This is a genomic window from Haloferax sp. ATCC BAA-644, assembly GCF_000336975.1.
GTDB lineage: Archaea > Halobacteriota > Halobacteria > Halobacteriales > Haloferacaceae > Haloferax > Haloferax volcanii.
Genome location: NZ_AOLF01000027.1, coordinates 97,587 through 117,210, shown reverse-complemented (window position 1 = coordinate 117,210; position 19,624 = coordinate 97,587). Strand labels below are relative to the sequence as shown.

Genomic DNA, 19,624 nt, shown 5'->3' with positions numbered 1-19,624 from the left:
TACATCGCCGCAAACGGCGAGTCCGAGCAGGAAGCCGACGCGGAGCCGGAGCCCGAGAGCGACTCGGAGTCCGAACAGGACGCCGAACCCGAACCCGAACCCGAGCAGGACGACGCGCCCGAGTCCACGTCCGACGCCGGAGACGAGGACCGCGCGCCGACCGCCGGCGACGTGGTTGGCGACATCGCCGCAAACGGCGAGTCCGAGCAGGAAGCCGACGCGGAGCCGGAGCCCGAGAGCGACTCGGAGCCCGAACAGGACGCCGAACCCGAACAGGAAGTCGAAACCGAGCCCGACGCTGACGACGCCGCCGACGAGGCGGAGCGCGTGACGCTCGCCAGCATCGACGACCGCGTCGGCGACGTGATTCGCGTCGAGGGCGAAATCGCCAGCGTCCGCCAGACCGGCGGCCCGACGGTGTTCGAACTCCGCGACGAGACGGCCATCGCAGACTGCGCGGCGTTCGTCGAGGCCGGCGTCCGCGCGTATCCCGAAGTCGAAGTGGGCGATTACGTCCGCATCGACGGCGAGGTCGAGCGCCGCCGCGGCGAACTCCAAATCGAGACCGAGGAGCTGACGATTCTCGACGGCGACGAGGCCGACACCGTGGCCCAGCGCCTCGCGGACGCCCTCTCGGACGAGGCCCGCCCGGACGCCGTCGCGCCCCTCGCGGCCCACGAGCCGGTCGCCGCCGTCGGCAAGTCGCTGCTCGACGCCGCGGAGGCCATCCGCCGCGCCGTCCTCGAATCGCGCCCCATCGTCGTCCGCCACACGGCCACCGCCGACGGCTACGTCGCCGGCGCCGCCGTCGAGCGCGCCGTGCTCCCGCTCATCCGCGAGGAGCACCCCCGCGACGACGCCGAGTACCACTACTTCACCCGTCGCCCGCTCGAGGAGGCCGTCTACGGCATGGACGCCGCCACGAACGACGTGACGCGGATGCTCGAAGACCGCGACCGCCACGACGAGAAGCTCCCGCTCGTGCTTCTCCTCGGTGCCGGTTCGACCGCCGAATCGCTCGACGGTCTCGGCCTGCTCGGCGTCTACGGCTCCGAGCGCGTCGTCGTCGACGCCGCGCCCGCCGACGACGAGGTCGCCGCGGAAGTCGACGTGCTCGTCAACCCCGCCCGCGAGGGGGCCGACGCCCGCGACCTCTCGGTCGGCGCGCTCGCCTCGACGCTTTCCGTCGCCGTCAACGACGACGTGCGCGACGACGTGTCGCACCTCCCCGCGGTCAGCTACTGGGAGAACTGCCCGCAGCAGTATCTCGACCTCGCGGAATCGAACGGCTTCGACGCCGACCGCGTCCGCGAACTCCGCGAGGCCGTCGCGCTGGAGGCCTACTACCAGTCGTATCAGGACAAGCGCGAACTCATCGCAGACCTGCTGTTCGACGCCGACGAGGGCCTCGCCGGCCACGTCTCCGAGCAGTTCCGCATCAAGCTCGAAGACGAAATCGAGACGGCGCAGGCGAACCTCGAACGCCGCGAGGTCGGTGCCATCTCCGCGGCCGTCCTCGACTCAGACGCTTACAGTCACCGCTTCGACTTCCCGCCGACGGGCCTGCTCGTGGACGAACTCCACCGCCGCACCCGTGAGGGCGACGCCTTCGTGACCGTCGCGCTCGGCATGGACGAACTCTACCTCCGCGCCACGGGCGACCTCGACCTCCGCGCGGTCGTCGAGTCGGCCGCCGAGAAAGCGCCCGCCGCCGGCCTCGCCGCCGCGGGCATCCGCGAAGGTCGCATCGAGTTCCTGACCGGCGCGCGCGACGAGGCGCTCGAAGCCGTCCTCGACGCCGCCGCCGAGCAGTTCTAAGCCGCAATCCAGACTCCTCCTCGCGCGGTTCGACGGAGGGCCCTATTCCAGCCTCCCGAGCGACACGCTTATCCACGAAACGACCCGATTCGCGCCCATGAACCGCCACCACGTCGCTGAACGGGAGGTGTGTCCGTGAGCGCCGAGACCGAGACGGAGTCCGAGGCGTTCGAGCGGACCTGCGAGGCGCTCGTCGAGCGCATCCTCGCGGGCGATGTCGACCGCGACGACCTCGAATCCGCAAAGCTCGACGCCTGTTCGGAACACTCCTCGCCGAAGGTTCCGAAGAACGCCGAGATTCTGCGGTACGCCCCGGAAGACCGCCGCGAGGAGGTCAAGGAGGTCGTCCAGCGCAAGCCCGTCCGCACCGCGTCCGGCGTCTCGCCGGTCGCCATCATGACCTCACCGCACATGTGCCCCCACGGGAAGTGCCTCTACTGTCCCGGCGGCCCCGCCAGCGAGTTCTCCTCGTCGCAGTCGTACACGGGCCACGAGCCCGCGGCCGCCCGCGGCGTCCAGAACGACTACGACCCCTACGGGCAGGTCACGCTCCGCCTCGAACAGCTTCGGCACATCGGCCACCCCGTGGACAAGGTCGAACTCATCCTGATGGGCGGGACGATGACCGCCCGGAGCCACGACTACCAAGAGTGGTTCGTCAAGCGGGCGCTCGAAGCGATGAACGACTACGACCTCGACAAGGAGCCCGAACCGGCCGAGGACCGGTCGTTCAAGCCCGACCCCGAGGATGTCGAGTTCAAGTACATCGAGGACGTCATCGCGGAGAACGAGACGAACGACATCCGCAACATCGGGACGACGTTCGAGACGAAACCGGATTGGTGCGACCCCGAGCAAATCGACCGGATGCTCGATTTGGGCGCGACGAAGGTCGAAGTCGGCGTCCAGACGACCTACGAGCGCATCAACCGCGAGATGCACCGCGGCCACGGCGTGCAGGCCTCCATCGACGCCAACCGCCGGCTCCGCGACTCGGCGTTCAAGGTCGGCTTCCACATGATGCCCGGCCAGCCGGGCATGACCAAGGAGATGTGTCTGGAGGACTTCCGCCAGCTGTTCGAAAACAGCGACTGGCGGCCCGACTACCTCAAAATCTACCCGACGCTCATCGTCCGCGACACCGTCACCTACGACATGTGGCGGCGCGACGAGTACGAGCCGCTGAACAACGAGGAGGCCGCCGACATCGTCGCGGAGGTCATGGGCATGATTCCGAAGTACACACGCCTCCAGCGCGTCCAGCGGGACATCCCCGCGGACTTCATCGACGCCGGCGTCTGGAAGTCCAACCTCCGGCAACTGGCCGCCCAGCGCGCCGAGGAGCGCGGCATCGTCCAGCGAGACATCCGCGCCCGCGAGGTCGGCATGAACGAGGCCGACCCGGACCCCGAGCGCATCGAACTCGACGTGATGACCTACGAGGTCGCCGGCGGGACCGAGCACTTCATCTCGTTCGAAGACCCCGTCGAGGACCTGCTGGTCGGCTTCTGCCGGCTCCGATTCCCCGGCAATCCGGTCCGCCGCGAGCTTCAGGACGCGGCGCTCGTCCGCGAACTCCACGTCTACGGCTCCGAGGCGGGAATCGGTGCCGACGGCGACTGGCAGCACAAGGGCTACGGGAAGAAGCTCCTCGCCCACGCCGAGGAACTGTCCCGAGAGGCCGGCTACGACAAGATTTCGGTCATCTCAGGCATCGGCGTCCGGCGGTACTACAAGCAGAAACTCGGCTACCATCAGGACGGGCCGTACGTGTCGAAGCGGTTGTAGCCGACGAGCGCTCTCCTGCCGATTCTCATTCCTGAGTGTCGCTCCGTCACGCTTTTACTGTCTGACCCATCGCACACGGTAGGATGGCACCACAGGGGGGTGCGGCGGGTTCGGGGCAGGCGGCGACGTGGCTTCAGGACCTCCGCTCGACGCTCGCACAGTTCGTTTCGACAGAAGAGCGACTCGGTATCTCGGCGGCGCTCGTGGCGCTCGCGCTCGGTGTCGCGGTCTTTCTCGCGCCGCGGCTCGTCTCGCGGGCGACCGCCGAACTCCGGACGCGGGTGTTGGCCCATCCGCGAGTCCCGGACGCCGTCACCGACGCGGCGTGGCTGTTTCCCGCGACGGTCGTCGTCCGGACGCTCCAACTCGCGGTGTTCGTCGGCGCGGCGCTCTCGCTGTTGCTCCTCTGGGGCTACACCGGCCTCGCCGCCGACCTCACCGAACTGCTCGCCGTCGCGGTGCCGAACGCCGCCAAACTCGGGCTGACGGTCGCGCTGTTCGCCGGGGCGCTCGTCGGGACGAACGTCCTCGAAGAGCAACTGGACTCGTACGCGACGACCTCCGACAACATCAACGCCCACCAGCAGGGCATCGTCTTCCGCGTCCTCCAACTGGTCGTCCTCCTCGCGGTCGGGATGGCGGCGCTCACGGTCTGGCAGGTCAGAATCGGCGGCCTGCTCGTCGGTGCTGGCTTCCTCGGTATCGTGGTCGGGATGGCCGCGAGACAGACCCTCGGGTCGCTCATCGCGGGCTTCGTGCTGATGTTCTCCCGGCCGTTCGAACTGGGTGACTGGGTCGAAATCGACGACGCCGAGGGCATCGTCACCGACATCACCATCATCAACACCCGCCTGAGCAACGCCGACGGCGAGACGGTCGTCTTCCCCAACGACCGCGTGACCAACGCGAAGATAACGAACCGGACGAAGCGCAACCGCCTCCGGCTCCGCCTCGACGTGGGCATCGACTACGAGGCCGACATCGAGCGCGCCGAGTCGGTGGCCGAGGAGGCGCTGTCCGACCTCAAGTTCGTCGAGGGGGTGCCGAAGCCGCAGGTGATGCCGACGACGTTCGGTGACTCCGCCATCGGCCTCCAACTGCGTTTTTGGATTACGAACCCCTCGGCTCCGCGCCGTGCGCAGGCGAAAGCCGAGGTGCTTCGGAGCGTGAAACTCGCCTTTGACCGTGAGGGAATCAAGATACCCTACCCGCAGCGCGAACTGCTCGCCCGCGAGGAGGCCGACGGCTTCCAGTTACGGGAGGACCGCCGCAGTCGGCCGGTCGAGACATCGGTTTCGGAGGATTAGGCGTCTCGACTACAGCGACTTCCGCATCTCGACGTGCGGAATCCCGGCCTCGTCGAACTCGTCGCTCGTCGTCTCGTAGCCGAGACCGCGATAGAACCCCTCGGCGGTCGTCTGGCCGTGGAGGAGAAGCGAGTCGAAGCCGCGCTCGCGCGCCTCGGCTTCGAGCGCCTCCATGAGTCGCCGCCCCCAGCCCTCGCCGCGGGCCGATTCGAGGACGGCGACGCGCTCGACTTTGCCGACGCCGGGTTCGTACTCGCGCAGGCGGGCCGCGCCGACCGGGTCGCCGCCGCGGGAGGCGACGAAGTGGACCGCCTCGGCGTCGGGGTCGTCGTGTTCGTCCCACTCCAGTTCCTCGTCGACGCCCTGTTCGTCCACGAAGACGGCCTTGCGGACGGCGAAGGCGTCGTCGCGTTCTGCGTCGTTGGCGGCGACGCGAACCTCACTGTTGGTCATCACCGGACGTTTCGTGGGGCGCTACCTGATGATTTCGGAGCGGCCGCGCGAACTGACGCCCGACCGGGGTGCGTCACACTGGGACGGTCAGTCTGCCGACGACACGATATCCCGGAGCCCGTCTGCCGACCGTGCCCACACCCCGTCGTCGAAGTCGACTGCGTCGTTCCACTTCGCGACGACGCTCGAAACGGCCAAGTCGCCGGTGACGTTGTTCATCGTCGCGATTCGGCCGAGAATCGGGTCGACACCGGCGACGAACCCGACGACCTCCAGCGGCAGCCCCACCTGCGTGAGGACGACAGTCAACATCACGAGGCCCGCACCGGGGACGCCCGCGGTCCCGATGCTAATCAACACCGCCACCAGAAGGACGAGCACCTGCTCGGAGAGCACGAGCGGTTGTCCGACGACGTTTGCGGCGAACACGACGGTTATCGCCTGTCGAATCGCAGCCCCGTCCATATTTGCGGTTGCTCCGACCGGGAGCGCAAACGAGTAGACACGCTCGTCGATTCGAAGGTCCTCCTCTGCGTTCTGCATCGTGACGGGGAGCGTCCCGCTCGACGAACGGGTGGCGAACGCCGTCACCATCGCGTCTTTCGCGCCGGCGAGGAACGCGACCGGCGAGACGTTCATCACCAGTCCCATCAGCAAGAACAGATACGTGATGACGATGTGCGCGACGACGGCGACAGCGACGGCCAGCACCAACTCACCGAGCGAGGAGAACACGCCGATGCCCTCGGTGCCGATACCGGACGCCATCAGCGCGAAGATACCGACGACACCGTATTCGAGGACACCGCGGACGATGACGAACAGCGCTTCCGTGCCGACTTCGAAGGCAGCGAAAATCGAATCGACAGTCTCGGCGAGGTCATCCTGCCGTGCTCGGACGTACGTGAGCGCGATGCCGAAGGTGATGACGAAGAAGACTGTCGCCAACAGGTTCCCCTCGGCCAGCGCAGTCACGGGGTTACTGGGGACGATTCCCAGGAGAACGTCTGTCAGCGACGGTGGCGCTTGCGATCTGGCTTCCGCATCGAGAAACTCGACTCCTCGCCCCGGTTGCAGGATGTTCGCGACGGCGAGGCCGATGAGACCGGCGATGGTCGTCGTCACCGCGTAGAGCCCGACCGTCGAGCCGCCGATTTTCCCCAGCTGAGCGGGCGAAAGTTGGCGAATCCCCGAGAGAAGTGTGAAGACGATGATGGGGATGATGAGCATGTTGAGCAACCGGATGAACAGCTCGCCCAACGGGCTGACCACGGCCATCCGTTCCCCGAAGAGGATACCCGCCGCCGACCCGGCGACGAACGCAACGAAGATACGATAGATGAGTGGGACCGAGCGATACTCGTCCCACACGGTTCGTACTGTCCCGAACATACCCCAGCAACGGCTTCCCTTTTCAAAAACGCAGTTCTCCCCATCGCTCCTGCGCCTATCTACAACGGTCACCGACCGTCGCGTTACTGCCCGTACACTGACGTTTCAGGGGCGAGACCGCCGATAGACGGGTGGTTCCGCGTCGCCCCGGTTCGCATCGAAACCTCCACCGTCGGTATCGGATACGACTACGCTTCGTAGCTATGCACAAAATTTGCTGCTTCGCCCGGCGATTCGCTGGGGGGAGCACCCAGTACGCGACCCCGTCGGACCGTGACACCACCGCCTGTCACGTCGCCGCGTCGGTGGTCCCACCGGACGGCCGACGGTCGCCGGTCCGTCCGCCGAGCGCCCAGCCGAGTCGGTAGACGAGCGATCCGGTTGCGAGCGTCACCAGCACCCAGACGACGAGCAGCACGCCGACGAACAGGACGCCGTAGCCGCCGACGGGGACCATCGGAAGCGCGAACGCCGTGGGTGCGGCGACGATGGCGAGCGACAGCAAACGCGTGCTCCCGCCGCGCCGGGCCGCGTAGCCGAGGGGCAGAAACAACACGATGGCGGTTGCCAACGCGAACGCGCTGAACGAGACCCACGGGTTCGCCCCCGGCATCGAAATCGCGGTGGCGACCGCGAGCGCGACCTGCGGGCCGACGGCGGCGGCGACGAGGCGGCGGAACCCGAGCGCCTCGGGGCGGGCCGCCGAGACGACGCCGAGCGCGACCAGTTGGAGGGCGAGGAGCCACGCCACCGCGGCGGCGCTCCCGGAGAAGGCTTGGACGACGAGGAGACAGAGCCCCCACATGACACCGAGTGCCGCGACGGGGGGTCCGAAGCGCCGCGCGCCGCGCTCGTCGTCGAACCGGCGGTCGAACTGCCGGACGAGGAGCACGCCGACGATGAGCACGAGCGTCGGGACGACCGCGACCCACGCGAGGTTCGTGAGGACGCCGGGGCCGGAGTCGGCGGCGAGGCTGGCGTAGGCCGCGGCCGTGGTGGCAAGCCCCGCGTCGGGGCCGAACGTGAGGTACGTCTGGCTCCCGATGCTCGACGCGCCCTCGTCGGCGGCGCTCCAGACGGCGGCCGTCCCGTTGGTCCGCGTCTCGGCGGGCGCGGTGAGGAGCGACGACCCCTCGGGACCGGTCACAGTGAACCGGTCGGCGTCGACGTAGACGGTGCCCCTGACCCCGTCGTCGTGGAAGTAGTCCACGACCAGCACGTCGCCGTAGCCGCGGGACGCCATCTCGGGCACCTCGAAGGTCACGACCGCGGTGTCGCCGTCCATCCGGGTTTCGAGGCGTCTGCGGTCGTCGGTGAACACGCGGTAGTCGTCGAACGTCCCGCGGACGACGCGGTCGAGTTGTTCGGGGTTCTCGCGGAACGTCGCGGCCGAGTCGTCGTCGAGTTCGACGCGGGCGGTCCACGTGCCGACGCCGTCGTCGCCGACGCGGACTCGGAGCGTGCTCGATTCGACCGTGAGCGGGACGCCGGCGGCGTCGCCCGCTTCTTCGAACGCCTCGCCGCAGACGCCGCAGACGGCCTCTGGTGGGGGTCGCGCTTCGGCCGGGGCGATTCCGACCGGGAGTCCGGCCAGCGCGACGAGGAGGGCGAGGGTGACGAGCGCGAGGGTGCGAGAGCGCATTCACCGACAATATTCAGGGTTATTGATAAGTATCTTCTCCCCGAGTCGGGGAGGCGTCGCATTCGCGGAAACGACACCCCTTTTCGTTCGCCGCCAAAAAGCGAGTCCATGGATCCGAAGCGGGAACTCACGAGCGTCGACCTCGCGGCCCTCGTCACCGAGTTGAACCGGTACGAGGGCGCGAAGGTCGACAAGGCGTACCTCTACGGCGACGACCTGCTTCGCCTCAAGATGCGGGACTTCGACCGCGGTCGGCTCGAACTCCTCCTCGAAGTGGGCGAGATAAAGCGCGCGCACCTCGCCGCACAGGAGCACGTACCGGACGCTCCCGGTCGGCCGCCGAACTTCGCGATGATGCTCAGAAACCGGCTCAGCGGGGCCGACTTCGCGGGCGTCGAGCAGTACGAGTTCGACCGCATCCTCACGTTCACGTTCGAGCGGGGCGACGAGAACACGAAAATCGTCGTCGAGCTGTTCGGACAGGGCAACATCGCGGTGCTCGACGAGACGGGCGAAGTCGTCCGCAGTCTGGAGACGGTGCGACTCAAGTCGCGGACGGTCGCGCCGGGGTCGCAGTACGAGTACCCCGCCTCGCGGCTCGACCCCCTCACCGTCAGCCGCGACGCCCTCGGCCGGAACATGGAGCAGTCCGACACCGACGTGGTGCGGACGCTCGCGACGCAGTTGAACCTCGGCGGCCTCTACGCCGAGGAACTGTGCACCCGCGCCGGCGTGGAGAAGACCCTCGATATCGCCGACGCCACCGACGACGACTACGACGACATCTACGACGCCATCGTCGACCTCCGCGAGCAGGTTCGCGCCGGGGAGTTCGACCCGCGGCTCTACCTCGACGACGACGGCGAAGTCGTGGACGTGACGCCCTTCCCGCTGCGCGAACACCAGAACGCCGGGCTCGACGAGGAGGCCTACGACACGTTCAACGACGCGCTCGACGAGTACTTCTTCCGGCTCGATTTGACCGCCGACGAGCAGGAGGCGACCTCCGACCGCCCGGACTTCGAGGAGCAAATCGCCAAACAAGAGCGCATCATCGACCAACAGGAGGGCGCAATCGAGGGTTTCGAACAGCAGGCCCAAGACGAGCGCGAGCGCGCCGAACTGCTGTACGCCAACTACGACCTCGTCGACGACGTGCTCTCGACCGTCCGCGACGCGCGCGAGGAGGGCGTCCCGTGGGACGACATCGGCGCGACGCTGGAGGAGGGAGCCGAACAGGGCATCCCCGAGGCCGAGGCCGTCACGAACGTCGACGGCGCGAACGGCACGGTCACCGTCGACCTCGACGACGCGACCGTCACCCTCGACGTGTCGATGGGCGTCGAGAAGAACGCCGACCGCCTCTACACCGAGGCCAAGCGCATCGAGGAGAAAAAGGAGGGCGCGCTGGCGGCCATCGAGGACACCCGCGAGGAACTGGAGGCCGTAAAGAAGCGCCGCGACGAGTGGGAGGCCGACGACGACGAGGACGACGAGGAAGACGAAGACGAAGAGCCGGAGGAGACCGACTGGCTCGCGCTCGACTCGGTGCCCGTCAAGTCCACGGAACACTGGTTCGAGCGGTTCCGTTGGTTCCACACCTCCACGGGCTACCTCGTCGTCGGCGGCCGAAACGCCGACCAAAACGAGGAGTTGGTGAAGAAGTACATGAGCAAGCACGACCGCTTTTTCCACACGCAGGCCCACGGCGGGCCGGTGACGCTCCTGAAGGCGACGGGGCCGAGCGAACCCGCCCAAGCGGTCGATTTCTCCGAGGAGACGCTCCACGAGGCCGCGCAGTTCGCCGTCTCGTACTCCTCCATCTGGAAGGAGGGTCGCTTCGCCGACGACGCCTACATGGTCGAGCCCTCGCAGGTGTCGAAGACGCCCGAGTCCGGGGAGTACATCGAAAAGGGGAGCTTCGTCGTCCGCGGCGACCGCGAGTACTTCGAGGACGTACCCGCGAAAGTCGCGGTCGGCATCCAGTGCGAAGACGAAACGCGGGTCATCGGCGGCCCGCCGTCGGCAATCGAGACGCGCGCGGAGACGACGCTGACGCTCACCCCGGGGCAGTACGCCCAGAACGACGCCGCGAAACTGTGTTATCGTCGGCTCCGCGAGCGCTTCGCAGACAAGTCGTTCGTCAGAAAAATCGCGTCACCCGACCAGATTCAGGAGTTCCTCCCGCCGGGCGGGAGCGATATCGCGGACGAGTGAACGTCACCGCCGTCCGTCGGTAATCGAGAGTTAGACGGCTTAATGTTCAATTATTCGGTCACGTCGGGTACAAGATTATATACTTTCTCGTCGTAATGTTGCTTCGAGCGCGCGTGTCAACCCGCGGTTCTCACGCGGCCGAACGGCCGGTGGGTGGGTGGTGGCGCTCGGTGAAACATCATGATTTCAGAATCACTTTCGTATCCTCGCAACGACGAGAATTGGCTCAAGACAGTCCTCATCGGTGGGGTGCTCAGTTTCCTTGGGTTCCTCATCGTACCGACGTTCCTCGTCGTTGGCTATCTGCTCCGCGTCGTCCGCGCGACCATGAAGGGCGACGAGCAACCGCCGGTGTTCGACGACTGGGGTGACATGGCCGTCGACGGCGTGAAAGGCTTCGCCATCGCGTTCGTCTACAGTGTCCTCCCGCTCATCATCATGAGCGTGTTCGTCGGGTCGGCCATCATCGGCATCTTTGCCGGCGGTGGCTCCGACACCGCGGGCATCTTCGGCGGCATCGTGACTCTCGTCGGGCTCCTCGTCTCGCTGGTGCTCGGCCTGCTCGCCGCCTACGTCGTCCCGGCGGCACTGGCCAACTACGCTGAGACCGACCGACTCGGGTCCGCCTTCGACATCGGCACGCTCAGACCCGTGCTCACCTCGGGCAAGTACGCCACCGCGTGGCTCACCGCCTTCGTGGTGCTGTTCGCCGTGTCGGTCGTCCTCAGCCTGCTCAACGTCATTCCGCTGTTGGGGCAACTGCTCAGCTTCGTCCTCGGCCCGTTCGTCGGGTTCTACGCGGCCGTCGCCGCCTACTACATCATCGGCCAGACGTGGGGCGAACTCCACGAGGTCGAGATGATGGACGAAGGCGAGACGCCGGGCGAACAGCCCGCCGTCTGAACTATCAGCGAGAATTCGAATTTTCGACGGAATATCTAAGCCGATAGCGCCGCGACACCCCAACGGTATGCTCTCCGACGCGCTGTGGTTTCTCAAACGAAGCGACGACTGGGTTGCGACGACCATTATCGGCGGGGTTCTCTGGCTGCTCTCTGTGTTGATATTCCCAGGGATTATCCTCCAAGGCTACTTCGTCAGGGCGATGCGGGCGGCCGCGAACGGCGAGCAGGCCGCACCCTCATTCACGGACTGGGGCGAACTGTTCGTCGACGGCCTGAAGCTGTTCGTGGTGACGTTCGTCTGGGCGTTAGTGGCCATCGTCCCGGCGATACTCCTCTCGGTCATCATCGGCATCGGCACGTTCACGGTCTCCGAGGCGGCGACGGGGAGTGCGGCGGCGTCTTCCGCGGGCGGTGTCGGGCTCGGTATCGCCTCGCTCGTCCTCGGTCTCCTCGTGTTCGTGCTCGGACTCCTCGCGGCCTACATCGGGCCGGCCGCCGGAGCGAACTTCGCCATCGAAGGCAACCTCGGGGCCGGCTTCGACGTGCGCACTATCCTCTCCGGCGCGTTCACCGGCGAGTACGCCGTCGCGTGGTTGCTCGCGCTCGTCGTCACGGTCGTGCTCCTGTCTCTTATACACATCTCTGAGCGGGNGATGTGTATAAGAGACAGGGTGATGACGTACTACCTGTGGGCGCGCGGCTTCGCCGACGCCACCGGCAAGGGCCGACAGTCGACCGGATGGTAGGGTAGCTCGGTTGCGATTGCGGGGGCCCGCGATAGCAGGACTCTTTTCCGTTCCCCGACGACCGGACGTGTATGCGCATTTCGAGCCGCGGTCGCGGCGAGGAGGGGCGCGAGCGAATCACGCTCGTCCCCGAGAACGTCGACGACCTCTGGCACCTCTCGTACGTCCTCGAACCGGGTGACCTCGTCTCCGGCGACACCACCCGCCGCATCCAGCGCGACGACGAGCAGATGCGGGACACCGGCGGCGAGCGCGAGCACCTCACCGTCACCATCGAGGTCGACGACGTGGAGTTCGCCCGCTTCGCCAACCGCCTCCGCGTCGGCGGCGTCATCGTCTCCTGTTCCCGCGAGGACCAGCTCGGCCACCACCACACGCTCAACGTCGAGGAGCGCGCCGAGATAACCATCGAGAAACAGTTCAAAGCGGACCAGATAGACCGCATCGAGACGGCCGAACAGGCCGCCGAGAACCCCGACGTGGCCATCGCGACCGTCGAGGAGGGCGCGGCCTACATCCACACCGTCGCCCAGTACGGCACCGAGGAGTACGCCTCGCTCACGAAGCCGACGGGGAAAGGCGAGTACGCCCGCCCGCGGTCCGAACTGTTCGACGAACTCGGTGCCGCGCTGTCGCACCTCGAGGTGGACGCCATCATCCTCGCCGGCCCGGGCTTTACGAAGAACGACGCGATGGACTACTTCGAGAACAACTTCCCCGAAGTCGCGGAGACCATCGTCACGACCGTCGACACCGCCGGCGTCGGTGACCGCGGCGTCCACGAGGTGCTCAAGCGCGGCGCGGTCGACGACGTGCAGAAACAGACCCGCATCGCCGAGGAGGCCAACCTCATCGACGAACTGATGGAGAACATCTCGACGGGCGCGAAGGCGGCCTACGGCGTCGAACAGGTCGCGGAGGCGGCGGACTTCGGCGCGGTCGAACACCTGCTGCTTCTGGACTCGCGGCTCCGCGCGGAGCGACAGGGCGACGGCGACTGGGACGTTGATGTCAACGATATCATCGACTCGGTCGAACAGAAGGGCGGCGAGGTCACCGTGTTCTCCGCGGAGTTCCAGCCCGGCGAGCAGTTGAAGAACCTCGGCGGCATCGCCGCGGTCCTCCGGTACCGACTCCAGTAGCCCGCCTTCGCCGCCACCGCCGGAGAAACCGTTTAGCCGCCGGAAACCAACGTCTAGTCGTGATGCGGAGGGGGCTCTCGGAGGCGACGAAGCGGGTCGACCGCTGGCTCGACCGGGTGTTTTTCGCCGCGTGGGAGGTGTCGGTACTGGCGATTCCGACCCTCTGGTTTCTGCTTTTCGCGACGCCCAGAGCCGCGGTGTCGCTGTCCGGCCGCACCGCCCTCGCGGCGAGCGCCGTCGCCGTCGGTACCTTCCGCGGCGGCCACGTCCGAACCGGGTCGTGGCCGCGGCCCGGTCACCTCCCGACGCTCCCGATTCGCTCGGCCTATTACAGCCTCGTCGTCGGCGGCACGGCCCTGCTCGGCGCGTTCGCGCAGACCGAACTGGGGTCGTTCTGGCCGGCCGTCATCGTCCCGGCGGTCGTCGGCGTCGTCGCGCTGGCGCTCCTCCCTCTCGTCCTCGTCGGAACCGAGCGGGTCGCGCGCCTGACGATTTGACGGGCGGGCGGACGCTTACTGCCCGGTGAGCGACTCGCTCGCCGGCGAGAAGTCGATGGTCGTCCCGAGTCCCTCGTCGCGCGCCTTCTCGTAGAGCATGTGCGCCGCGGCGACCGTCTCGATGCCCGTGCCGCCGCTGTCGAAGACGGTTATCTCCTCGTCGTCCTCGCGCCCGGCGGCGACGCCCGCGACGACCTCGCCGAGTTCGGCGTGGATGTGGTCTTCGTCCACGACGCCGGCCTCGACGGCGGCGAGGAACGACCCGGCGTCCATCGTGGCGCGCTCGCGGAGGTCGGGGACGTACGTCGCGCGCTCGATGGTCGTCTCGTCGAGTTCGCGCTTTTCGGGGTGGTACTGGCCCATCGCGGTGACGTGCGTGCCGGGTTCGAGCAGGTCGCCGTCGAACACCGGGTCCGTGGCGGTCGTGGCCGTGACGACGATGTCCGCGCCCTCGACGGCCGCGGCGCTGGAGGCGACGGCCGCGACGCTGGCGTCGAGCGTGCGGTCCATCTCGCCCGCGAACGACTCGCGGCTCTCCTTCGTCGGTGAGTAGACCCAGACGCTGTCGAGGTCGCGGACGGCCGCGGCGGCCCGAAGCTGACCGCGGGCCTGCGCGCCGCTCCCGATGAGCGCGAGCGTCGAGGCGTCGTCGCGGGCGAGCGCGTCGATGGCGACCCCGCCCGTCGCCCCGGTCTTGAAGGGGTTCATGCTCGCGCCGTCGAGGAGCGCCAGTGGCTCGCCGCTCTCGGCGTCGAAAAGCGGCGTCATGAACCACGCGTCCTCCGCGCCGAAGCCGGCGGAGTACATGTAACCGCCCATCGCGCCCGTCTCGGGCAACACGGCCGCGTAGGAGGTGAGCATGCCCGGCGGCTCGCGGTTGAACAGCTTCGTCCGCGGCTCGGCCGGCGCGCCCTCGCCGCGCTGTCGGTAGCCATCGCGGACGGCCTCGACGTACTCGGCCGGCGTCGCTAGTCCGCTAATCTCGTCGCTCGTGAGGAACAACGTCGCTGTCATGGTCGGAAAAACGAGACCTGCGGTCAAAACCCTGCGGGCCGGCGAACCGGCCGGGCGGGCGTACGATGGGGATTAGTCGGCGTCGAGGACCGATGGAGAAGGCGCGTCAGCGGCGTTGGGACCGGCGTGTTCGTCGAATCGGGACGGAGACGGCGACGAGGGCCCGTTCACGAACAGCGCGTGGCCGGTGAGGAGCGCGGCCACGCCCGCGGCCATCGGCACTGCCGTGGTTAACTGCAACCCGGCGACGGTAAGCGTGCCGGTGATGCCGAGGAGTGCGAGCGGGATGAGCCCAAGAATGTAGTCGTAATATCCGGTCATAATATATACCATACTACGGACGTAAGTGGTATAATTCTTTCCCATAGATGACTGATATTCTCTTCGTGGCCTCCAGATAACGTTCCCATAACTTATAGATGAATAATCGACAGACTGCGTCGGGTTGGATGTCCTCGGAGAACATCACAAATCCGATACTGTGGCTTGTGCCTCTCGTCCGAACAGTCACGGCGGCGCTCGCGTCGCCTGCCGGAACTCCACACGGTTATGGGAGTCGGTACCGTGGCCGGAGACGTGAACCGTAACGACCGCTCCATCGTCGCGTTGGTGATGCTCGCCCACGGGATGGTCCACACGTACGAACTGTCCATCCCCATCTTCGTGGCCATCTGGCTCGGGGAGTTCGCGAGCATCGACCTCGGTCTCGCGACGGTGCCAGTCACGACCGCCTCGCTGGGCGTGATGACGGGACTCGGCTTCGCGCTGTTCGGGCTCGGTGCGCTCCCCGGCGGCATCCTCGTCGACCGCGTCGGCTCCAAGCGTCTCATCGTCGCCTGCCTCCTCGGGATGGCGGGGTCGTTCGTCCTGCTCGCGCTGTCACCGAACCTCGTCGTCGTCGCCCTCGCGCTCGTCGTCTGGGGCGCGGCGGCCAGCGTCTACCACCCCGCCGGACTCCGCCTCATCAGCACCGGCGTCGAGGAACGCGGGACCGGCTTCGCCTACCACGGCATCGCCGGCAACATCGGCATCGGCTTCGGTCCGTTTCTCACCGCGCTCCTCTTGCTGTTTTTCGACTGGCATCTCGTCGCCGGCGTGCTCGCGCTCCCGGCGCTCGCGGCCGCCGCGCTCGCCACCCGCGCCAACTTCGAAGAACAGGCCGCGGTCGCCGCGGCCGACGGCGGTGAGGGGGGTGACCCCGGCGATAGCGACACCAGCGGCGACGGCAAAGCCGGCGCGGGTGTCTCCTCGTTCGCGGAACTGGTCTCGCAGTCGAAGCACCTGTTCGCCGGCGGGTTCGCGCTCGTCTTCGCGCTCGTGATGTTCTCGGGGCTCTACTACCGCGGCGTCACGACGTTCCTGCCGGACCTCCTCGGCTCGGTCATCGGCATCGAGCCGATTCCGGTGTCGGCGCTCCTGCCCGCCGGCCTCGTCTCCGGGTCGGCCGGCCGCGCGCCGACGCTCGACGTGGAACTGTTCGTCTACGCCGGCCTCCTGACGGTCGGCGTCTTCGGGCAGTACGTCGGCGGCAAGCTCACCGACCGCATCAGGACCGAGCGCGGCATCGTCGCCGGCTTCGGCGCGCTCGCCGTCATCGCCATCGCCTTCCTCCCCGTGGCGAGTCTCGGCGTCGGCCCGCTCCTCGCCGTCTGTGCACTGCTCGGCTTCTTCCTGTTCATGGTCCAGCCGTTCTACCAAGCCACCGTCGCGGAGTACACGCCCGCCGGGCTTCGAGGGCTCTCCTACGGCTTTACCTACCTCGGCGTGTTCGGCGTCGGCGCCCTCGGCGGCGCTATCGCCGGTTACATCCTCACGGTCGCTGATTCGACGGCGCTGTTCGCGGTCCTCGCGGGGTTCGCGGCGGCCGCGACGCTCCTCGGCGTGACGCTGTTGCGACGGCGGCCGACGCCCGCCTGAGAGCGGTTGATCGGCCGAAAAACAGTTTTTGACGGGTGAATTCAGTCCGGGCTCCGCGTCTCAGACGAGTTTGAAGTACAGCGTCCGCCAGACGCCGAGCGCGACGGAGCCGAGCACCAGCATGACCGCGACGAACGTGAGTTCGACGCCGCCTTCGAAAAGCGGCGTCCAGCGAATCGCCATGCCGACGACGGTCGCCGCGAGCCACGACCGGACGCCGAGCGGGACGGCCGATTTCGCTGATTCCGCCGCACCGGGTGAGTACGCGCCCAACAGCGGGGCGGTGACGAGCCACCCGATGAGGAACGGGACCGCGGTGAGCACCCAGCCGACCGGGTCGGCCGAGAGGTACGACACTCCGTTGTGCTGAATCACGCCGACGGTGACGAGGAGGAAGATGGCGAGCACGTCGCCCACGGCGATGGGTAACGCCCCGGCATCGAGTCGCTCCTCTAAGAACGACGTCGAGGTTGCCATAGGCGTGGATTCGTCGCCCCCCTAATGGCTCTCCCGTTTTTTTCCGACCACCGTGTACTCGAAGCCGCGTTCGACCACCTCGGCCTCGAAGCCGACGCGTTCGAGAAAGCGCACGAGTTCGTCGGGCGCGGCGAACGCCGACCCGAAGCCGACGACGCGCTCGGCGGCGACCAAGCCCCGGCCGAGGAGCGTCTCGGGGTCGAACTCGTTGACGGCGAACACCCCGCCGGGCGCGAGCACGCGAAAGACCTACCTCGGCGACGCCCCGTTGGTTCGGCATGTGGTGGAAGGCGTCCACGACGGTCACGGCGTCGAGGGCGTCGTCAGCGAAGGGGAGTTCCCGTGCGTCGCCGCGGACGCAGTCGAGACCCCGCTGGCGCGCCCGGCGGAGCATCCCGGCCGAGCGGTCGAGGACGATGCGCTCGGGAACGTCGAGCGCGAGGGTCGCCCGCCCGGAGCCGCCGCCGATGTCGACGACGCGCTCGACATCCCGGTCGGCGCGGTCGAGCGCGGTGCCGAGCGCGCCGGGGTCGGCCGGCGGCATCACGAGGTCGTAGACGGGTGCGAAGCGGTCGAAGAACCGAACGTCGCCAGCGCCGTGCATGGCAGACGCCACGGCCCCGCCGGGGAAGGTTCTTGCGCGCGGCGCCCCCAGTTCGGCCATGGAGTTCGACCTGCTCGGCTGGCCCGAAGACGGGCCGCGACTCCGCCTCGACTACCGGCGGTTCGCCTACGCGGGGAAGTTCGTCACCGCGGCGACGGGCAAGACGGTGCTCCGCGACCCCGACGACTCCCTGCCGCCCCTCGACGACGACCGACCCGCGCCGACCGGCGGCCCCGATTCCCTGCCGCCGCTGGCCGAGGACGTGGTCGCCTCGGTCGCGTTCAACGAGGACCGGACGGACCCGACGACGCTCTGGCTCCGGTACGTCACGGTTCGGCGGGACCGCCGGGGGGACGGACTCGGCCCCGACCTTCTCCGCCGGACCTGCGACGCCGCCGCCGACCGCGGCTACGAGACGGTCCGCATCGCCGCGAACAACCCCTTCGCCTACGAGGCGTGCCACAAAGCCGGGTTCGGCTTCACGGGCCGCGAAACGGGCGTCGCCGAGTTGGTGCTGGAGCGCCCCGCCGGCGCGCCCGCGGCGGTCTCTCGCGAGACCTACCAGTCGGGACTCGACCGCTACCGCGCCCGCGACCTCAACGACCCGGAGCGGGCGTTTCTCGCGGCGCGCGAAGGGGCGGAGCCGCCCGGAGCCGACGGCGTTCACTCGGACGATTGAAACCCTCGGCCCCCGAAGGCAGAGCAAATGGGAAACGCAGACCTGCGGACGCTCGCCGCGCTCTCCGAGGTGTCGTTCGACGAGGTGGCCGGGAGCGTCGTCGCCGTGGACGCCCACAACTGGCTGTACCGCTATCTCACGACGACGGTCAAGTGGACGAGTTCGGAGAAGTACACGACGAGCGAGGGCGAGGAGGTCGCCAACCTCGTCGGCATCGTTCAGGGGCTCCCCAAGTTCTTCGAACACGACCTGACGCCCGTCTTCGTCTTCGACGGCGGCGTCACCGAGATGAAAGACGACGAGGTTGCGAAGCGCCGCGAACAGCGCGAGAAGGCCGAAGCACGGCTCGAAGAAGCCCGCGAGGCCGGTGACTCGGTCGAGGCCGCCCGGATGGAAGCCCGGACCCAGCGGCTCACCGAGACGATTCAGGACACCAGCCGCGAACTCCTCTCGCTGCTCGACGTGCCGGTGGTCGAAGCGCCCGCCGAGGGCGAGGCGCAGGCGTCCTACATGGCCCGTAAGGGCGACGCCGACTACGTGGGCAGCGAGGACTACGACACGCTCCTGTTCGGCGCGCCCTACACGCTCCGACAGCTCACGAGCAAGGGGAACCCCGAGCTGATGGACCTCGACGCGACGCTCGACAAACACGGCATCACCCACGAGCAACTCGTCGATATCGCCATGCTCTGCGGGACCGACTTCAACGAGGGCATCACGGGCATCGGCCCGAAGACGGCCGTGAAAGCCGTCACGGAACACGGCGACCTCTGGTCGGTCCTCGAAGCCCGCGGCGACACCATCCCCAACGCCGACCGGGTGCGCGAGTTCTTCTTGGACCCGCCGGTCACCGACGACTACGACTACGACACCGACATCGACCCGGACGTGGCCGCCGCCCGCGAGTTCGTCACCGAGACGTGGGAGGTCGACCCCGAGGAGGTCCGCCGCGGCTTCGAGCGCATCGAGGAGTCGGTCACGCAGACCGGCCTCGACCGCTGGACGTAGGCCGCGTTCGACCCGAGC

General features: G+C 67.9%; 17 protein-coding genes and 1 pseudogene. 11 read left to right on the top strand and 7 right to left on the bottom strand.

Annotated elements, in window-relative coordinates:
- The 3 genes from C458_RS12890 to C458_RS12880 all read left to right on the top strand — a co-directional run.
- Positions 1–1,818 (top strand): OB-fold nucleic acid binding domain-containing protein (locus C458_RS12890; RefSeq protein WP_008576265.1); only part of this gene is annotated, 1,818 nt, incomplete at its 5' end.
- Positions 1,819–1,947: 129 nt separating this feature from the next.
- Positions 1,948–3,606: a tRNA uridine(34) 5-carboxymethylaminomethyl modification radical SAM/GNAT enzyme Elp3 gene (locus C458_RS12885; protein WP_008576263.1), complete on the top strand. Its 1,659-nt coding sequence runs from the start codon at positions 1,948–1,950 to the stop codon at positions 3,604–3,606.
- Between the two features lie 83 nt (positions 3,607–3,689).
- A complete protein-coding gene (locus tag C458_RS12880; RefSeq protein WP_008576261.1) occupies positions 3,690–4,913 on the top strand; it encodes a mechanosensitive ion channel family protein in 1,224 nt (407 codons plus the stop codon).
- Positions 4,914–4,922: 9 nt separating this feature from the next.
- Here C458_RS12880 and C458_RS12875 read toward each other — a convergent pair whose 3' ends face one another.
- The 3 genes from C458_RS12875 to C458_RS12865 form a co-directional block, all read right to left on the bottom strand.
- Positions 4,923–5,366, bottom strand: coding sequence for a GNAT family N-acetyltransferase (locus C458_RS12875; protein ID WP_008576260.1), 444 nt, complete (start codon positions 5,364–5,366; stop codon positions 4,923–4,925).
- Positions 5,367–5,453: 87 nt separating this feature from the next.
- Positions 5,454–6,758 carry a dicarboxylate/amino acid:cation symporter gene (locus C458_RS12870; protein WP_013035604.1) on the bottom strand — a complete coding sequence of 435 codons (1,305 nt, stop codon included), beginning with the start codon at positions 6,756–6,758 and terminating at the stop codon, positions 5,454–5,456.
- Between the two features lie 289 nt (positions 6,759–7,047).
- On the bottom strand, positions 7,048–8,400 hold the full coding sequence (locus C458_RS12865) for a hypothetical protein (protein ID WP_008576257.1): 1,353 nt from the start codon (positions 8,398–8,400) through the stop codon (positions 7,048–7,050).
- A 108-nt stretch (positions 8,401–8,508) separates the two neighbouring features.
- Between C458_RS12865 and rqcH the strand changes: the two genes are divergently transcribed.
- The 5 genes from rqcH to C458_RS12840 all read left to right on the top strand — a co-directional run bounded on the left by rqcH (position 8,509) and on the right by C458_RS12840 (position 13,907).
- Positions 8,509–10,617 carry a ribosome rescue protein RqcH gene (gene rqcH, locus C458_RS12860; RefSeq protein ID WP_008576255.1) on the top strand — a complete coding sequence of 703 codons (2,109 nt, stop codon included), beginning with the start codon at positions 8,509–8,511 and terminating at the stop codon, positions 10,615–10,617.
- Positions 10,618–10,797: 180 nt separating this feature from the next.
- On the top strand, positions 10,798–11,520 hold the full coding sequence (locus C458_RS12855; protein ID WP_008580436.1) for a DUF4013 domain-containing protein: 723 nt from the start codon (positions 10,798–10,800) through the stop codon (positions 11,518–11,520).
- A gap of 67 nt (positions 11,521–11,587) precedes the next feature.
- Complete coding sequence (locus C458_RS12850) at positions 11,588–12,268, top strand: DUF4013 domain-containing protein (RefSeq protein WP_008576250.1); 681 nt, start codon at positions 11,588–11,590, stop codon at positions 12,266–12,268.
- A 71-nt stretch (positions 12,269–12,339) separates the two neighbouring features.
- Positions 12,340–13,410 carry an mRNA surveillance protein pelota gene (locus tag C458_RS12845; protein ID WP_008576249.1) on the top strand — a complete coding sequence of 357 codons (1,071 nt, stop codon included), beginning with the start codon at positions 12,340–12,342 and terminating at the stop codon, positions 13,408–13,410.
- Positions 13,411–13,472: 62 nt separating this feature from the next.
- Positions 13,473–13,907 carry a hypothetical protein gene (locus tag C458_RS12840; protein ID WP_008576247.1) on the top strand — a complete coding sequence of 145 codons (435 nt, stop codon included), beginning with the start codon at positions 13,473–13,475 and terminating at the stop codon, positions 13,905–13,907.
- 15 nt (positions 13,908–13,922) lie between these two features.
- On the opposite strand, the gene C458_RS12835 is transcribed toward C458_RS12840, so the two are convergent.
- Both C458_RS12835 and C458_RS12830 read right to left on the bottom strand, forming a co-directional pair.
- Positions 13,923–14,921, bottom strand: a complete 999-nt coding sequence (locus C458_RS12835) for an ornithine cyclodeaminase family protein (RefSeq protein WP_008576245.1) — start codon at positions 14,919–14,921, stop codon at positions 13,923–13,925.
- 72 nt (positions 14,922–14,993) lie between these two features.
- Positions 14,994–15,242: a hypothetical protein gene (locus C458_RS12830; protein ID WP_007273297.1), complete on the bottom strand. Its 249-nt coding sequence runs from the start codon at positions 15,240–15,242 to the stop codon at positions 14,994–14,996.
- Positions 15,243–15,470: 228 nt separating this feature from the next.
- On the opposite strand from C458_RS12830, the gene C458_RS12825 reads away from it, so the two are divergent.
- The gene (locus C458_RS12825; RefSeq protein ID WP_008576240.1) at positions 15,471–16,838 is read left to right on the top strand and encodes an MFS transporter; all 1,368 of its coding nucleotides are present in this window, start codon (positions 15,471–15,473) and stop codon (positions 16,836–16,838) included.
- A 60-nt stretch (positions 16,839–16,898) separates the two neighbouring features.
- Here the strand turns inward: C458_RS12825 and C458_RS12820 are convergent, their stop codons facing one another.
- Both C458_RS12820 and C458_RS12815 read right to left on the bottom strand, forming a co-directional pair.
- Positions 16,899–17,315, bottom strand: coding sequence for a DUF3054 domain-containing protein (locus C458_RS12820; protein WP_004061238.1), 417 nt, complete (start codon positions 17,313–17,315; stop codon positions 16,899–16,901).
- A gap of 21 nt (positions 17,316–17,336) precedes the next feature.
- Positions 17,337–17,919 (bottom strand): annotated as a pseudogene (locus tag C458_RS12815) (class I SAM-dependent methyltransferase).
- Between the two features lie 58 nt (positions 17,920–17,977).
- On the opposite strand from C458_RS12815, the gene C458_RS12810 reads away from it, so the two are divergent.
- Both C458_RS12810 and fen read left to right on the top strand, forming a co-directional pair.
- The gene (locus C458_RS12810; RefSeq protein WP_008576237.1) at positions 17,978–18,598 is read left to right on the top strand and encodes a GNAT family N-acetyltransferase; all 621 of its coding nucleotides are present in this window, start codon (positions 17,978–17,980) and stop codon (positions 18,596–18,598) included.
- Positions 18,599–18,625: 27 nt separating this feature from the next.
- Positions 18,626–19,606 (top strand): flap endonuclease-1, encoded by a 981-nt coding sequence (gene fen, locus C458_RS12805; protein ID WP_008576236.1) that lies wholly within the window; start codon positions 18,626–18,628, stop codon positions 19,604–19,606.
- Positions 19,607–19,624: the final 18 nt, after the last annotated feature.

Bases quoted from the DNA above. Each gene is read 5' to 3' on its own strand.
- fen (WP_008576236.1), top strand. From the start codon at position 18,626: ATGGGAAACGCAGACCTGCGGACGCTCGCCGCGCTCTCCGAGGTGTCG.
- C458_RS12840 (WP_008576247.1), top strand. From the start codon at position 13,473: ATGCGGAGGGGGCTCTCGGAGGCGACGAAGCGGGTCGACCGCTGGCTC.
- C458_RS12870 (WP_013035604.1), bottom strand. From the start codon at position 6,758: ATGTTCGGGACAGTACGAACCGTGTGGGACGAGTATCGCTCGGTCCCA.
- C458_RS12810 (WP_008576237.1), top strand. From the start codon at position 17,978: ATGGAGTTCGACCTGCTCGGCTGGCCCGAAGACGGGCCGCGACTCCGC.
- C458_RS12855 (WP_008580436.1), top strand. From the start codon at position 10,798: ATGATTTCAGAATCACTTTCGTATCCTCGCAACGACGAGAATTGGCTC.
- C458_RS12830 (WP_007273297.1), bottom strand. From the start codon at position 15,242: ATGACCGGATATTACGACTACATTCTTGGGCTCATCCCGCTCGCACTC.
- C458_RS12845 (WP_008576249.1), top strand. From the start codon at position 12,340: ATGCGCATTTCGAGCCGCGGTCGCGGCGAGGAGGGGCGCGAGCGAATC.
- C458_RS12820 (WP_004061238.1), bottom strand. From the start codon at position 17,315: ATGGCAACCTCGACGTCGTTCTTAGAGGAGCGACTCGATGCCGGGGCG.
- C458_RS12825 (WP_008576240.1), top strand. From the start codon at position 15,471: ATGGGAGTCGGTACCGTGGCCGGAGACGTGAACCGTAACGACCGCTCC.
- C458_RS12865 (WP_008576257.1), bottom strand. From the start codon at position 8,400: ATGCGCTCTCGCACCCTCGCGCTCGTCACCCTCGCCCTCCTCGTCGCG.
- C458_RS12875 (WP_008576260.1), bottom strand. From the start codon at position 5,366: ATGACCAACAGTGAGGTTCGCGTCGCCGCCAACGACGCAGAACGCGAC.
- C458_RS12835 (WP_008576245.1), bottom strand. From the start codon at position 14,921: ATGACAGCGACGTTGTTCCTCACGAGCGACGAGATTAGCGGACTAGCG.
- rqcH (WP_008576255.1), top strand. From the start codon at position 8,509: ATGGATCCGAAGCGGGAACTCACGAGCGTCGACCTCGCGGCCCTCGTC.
- C458_RS12880 (WP_008576261.1), top strand. From the start codon at position 3,690: ATGGCACCACAGGGGGGTGCGGCGGGTTCGGGGCAGGCGGCGACGTGG.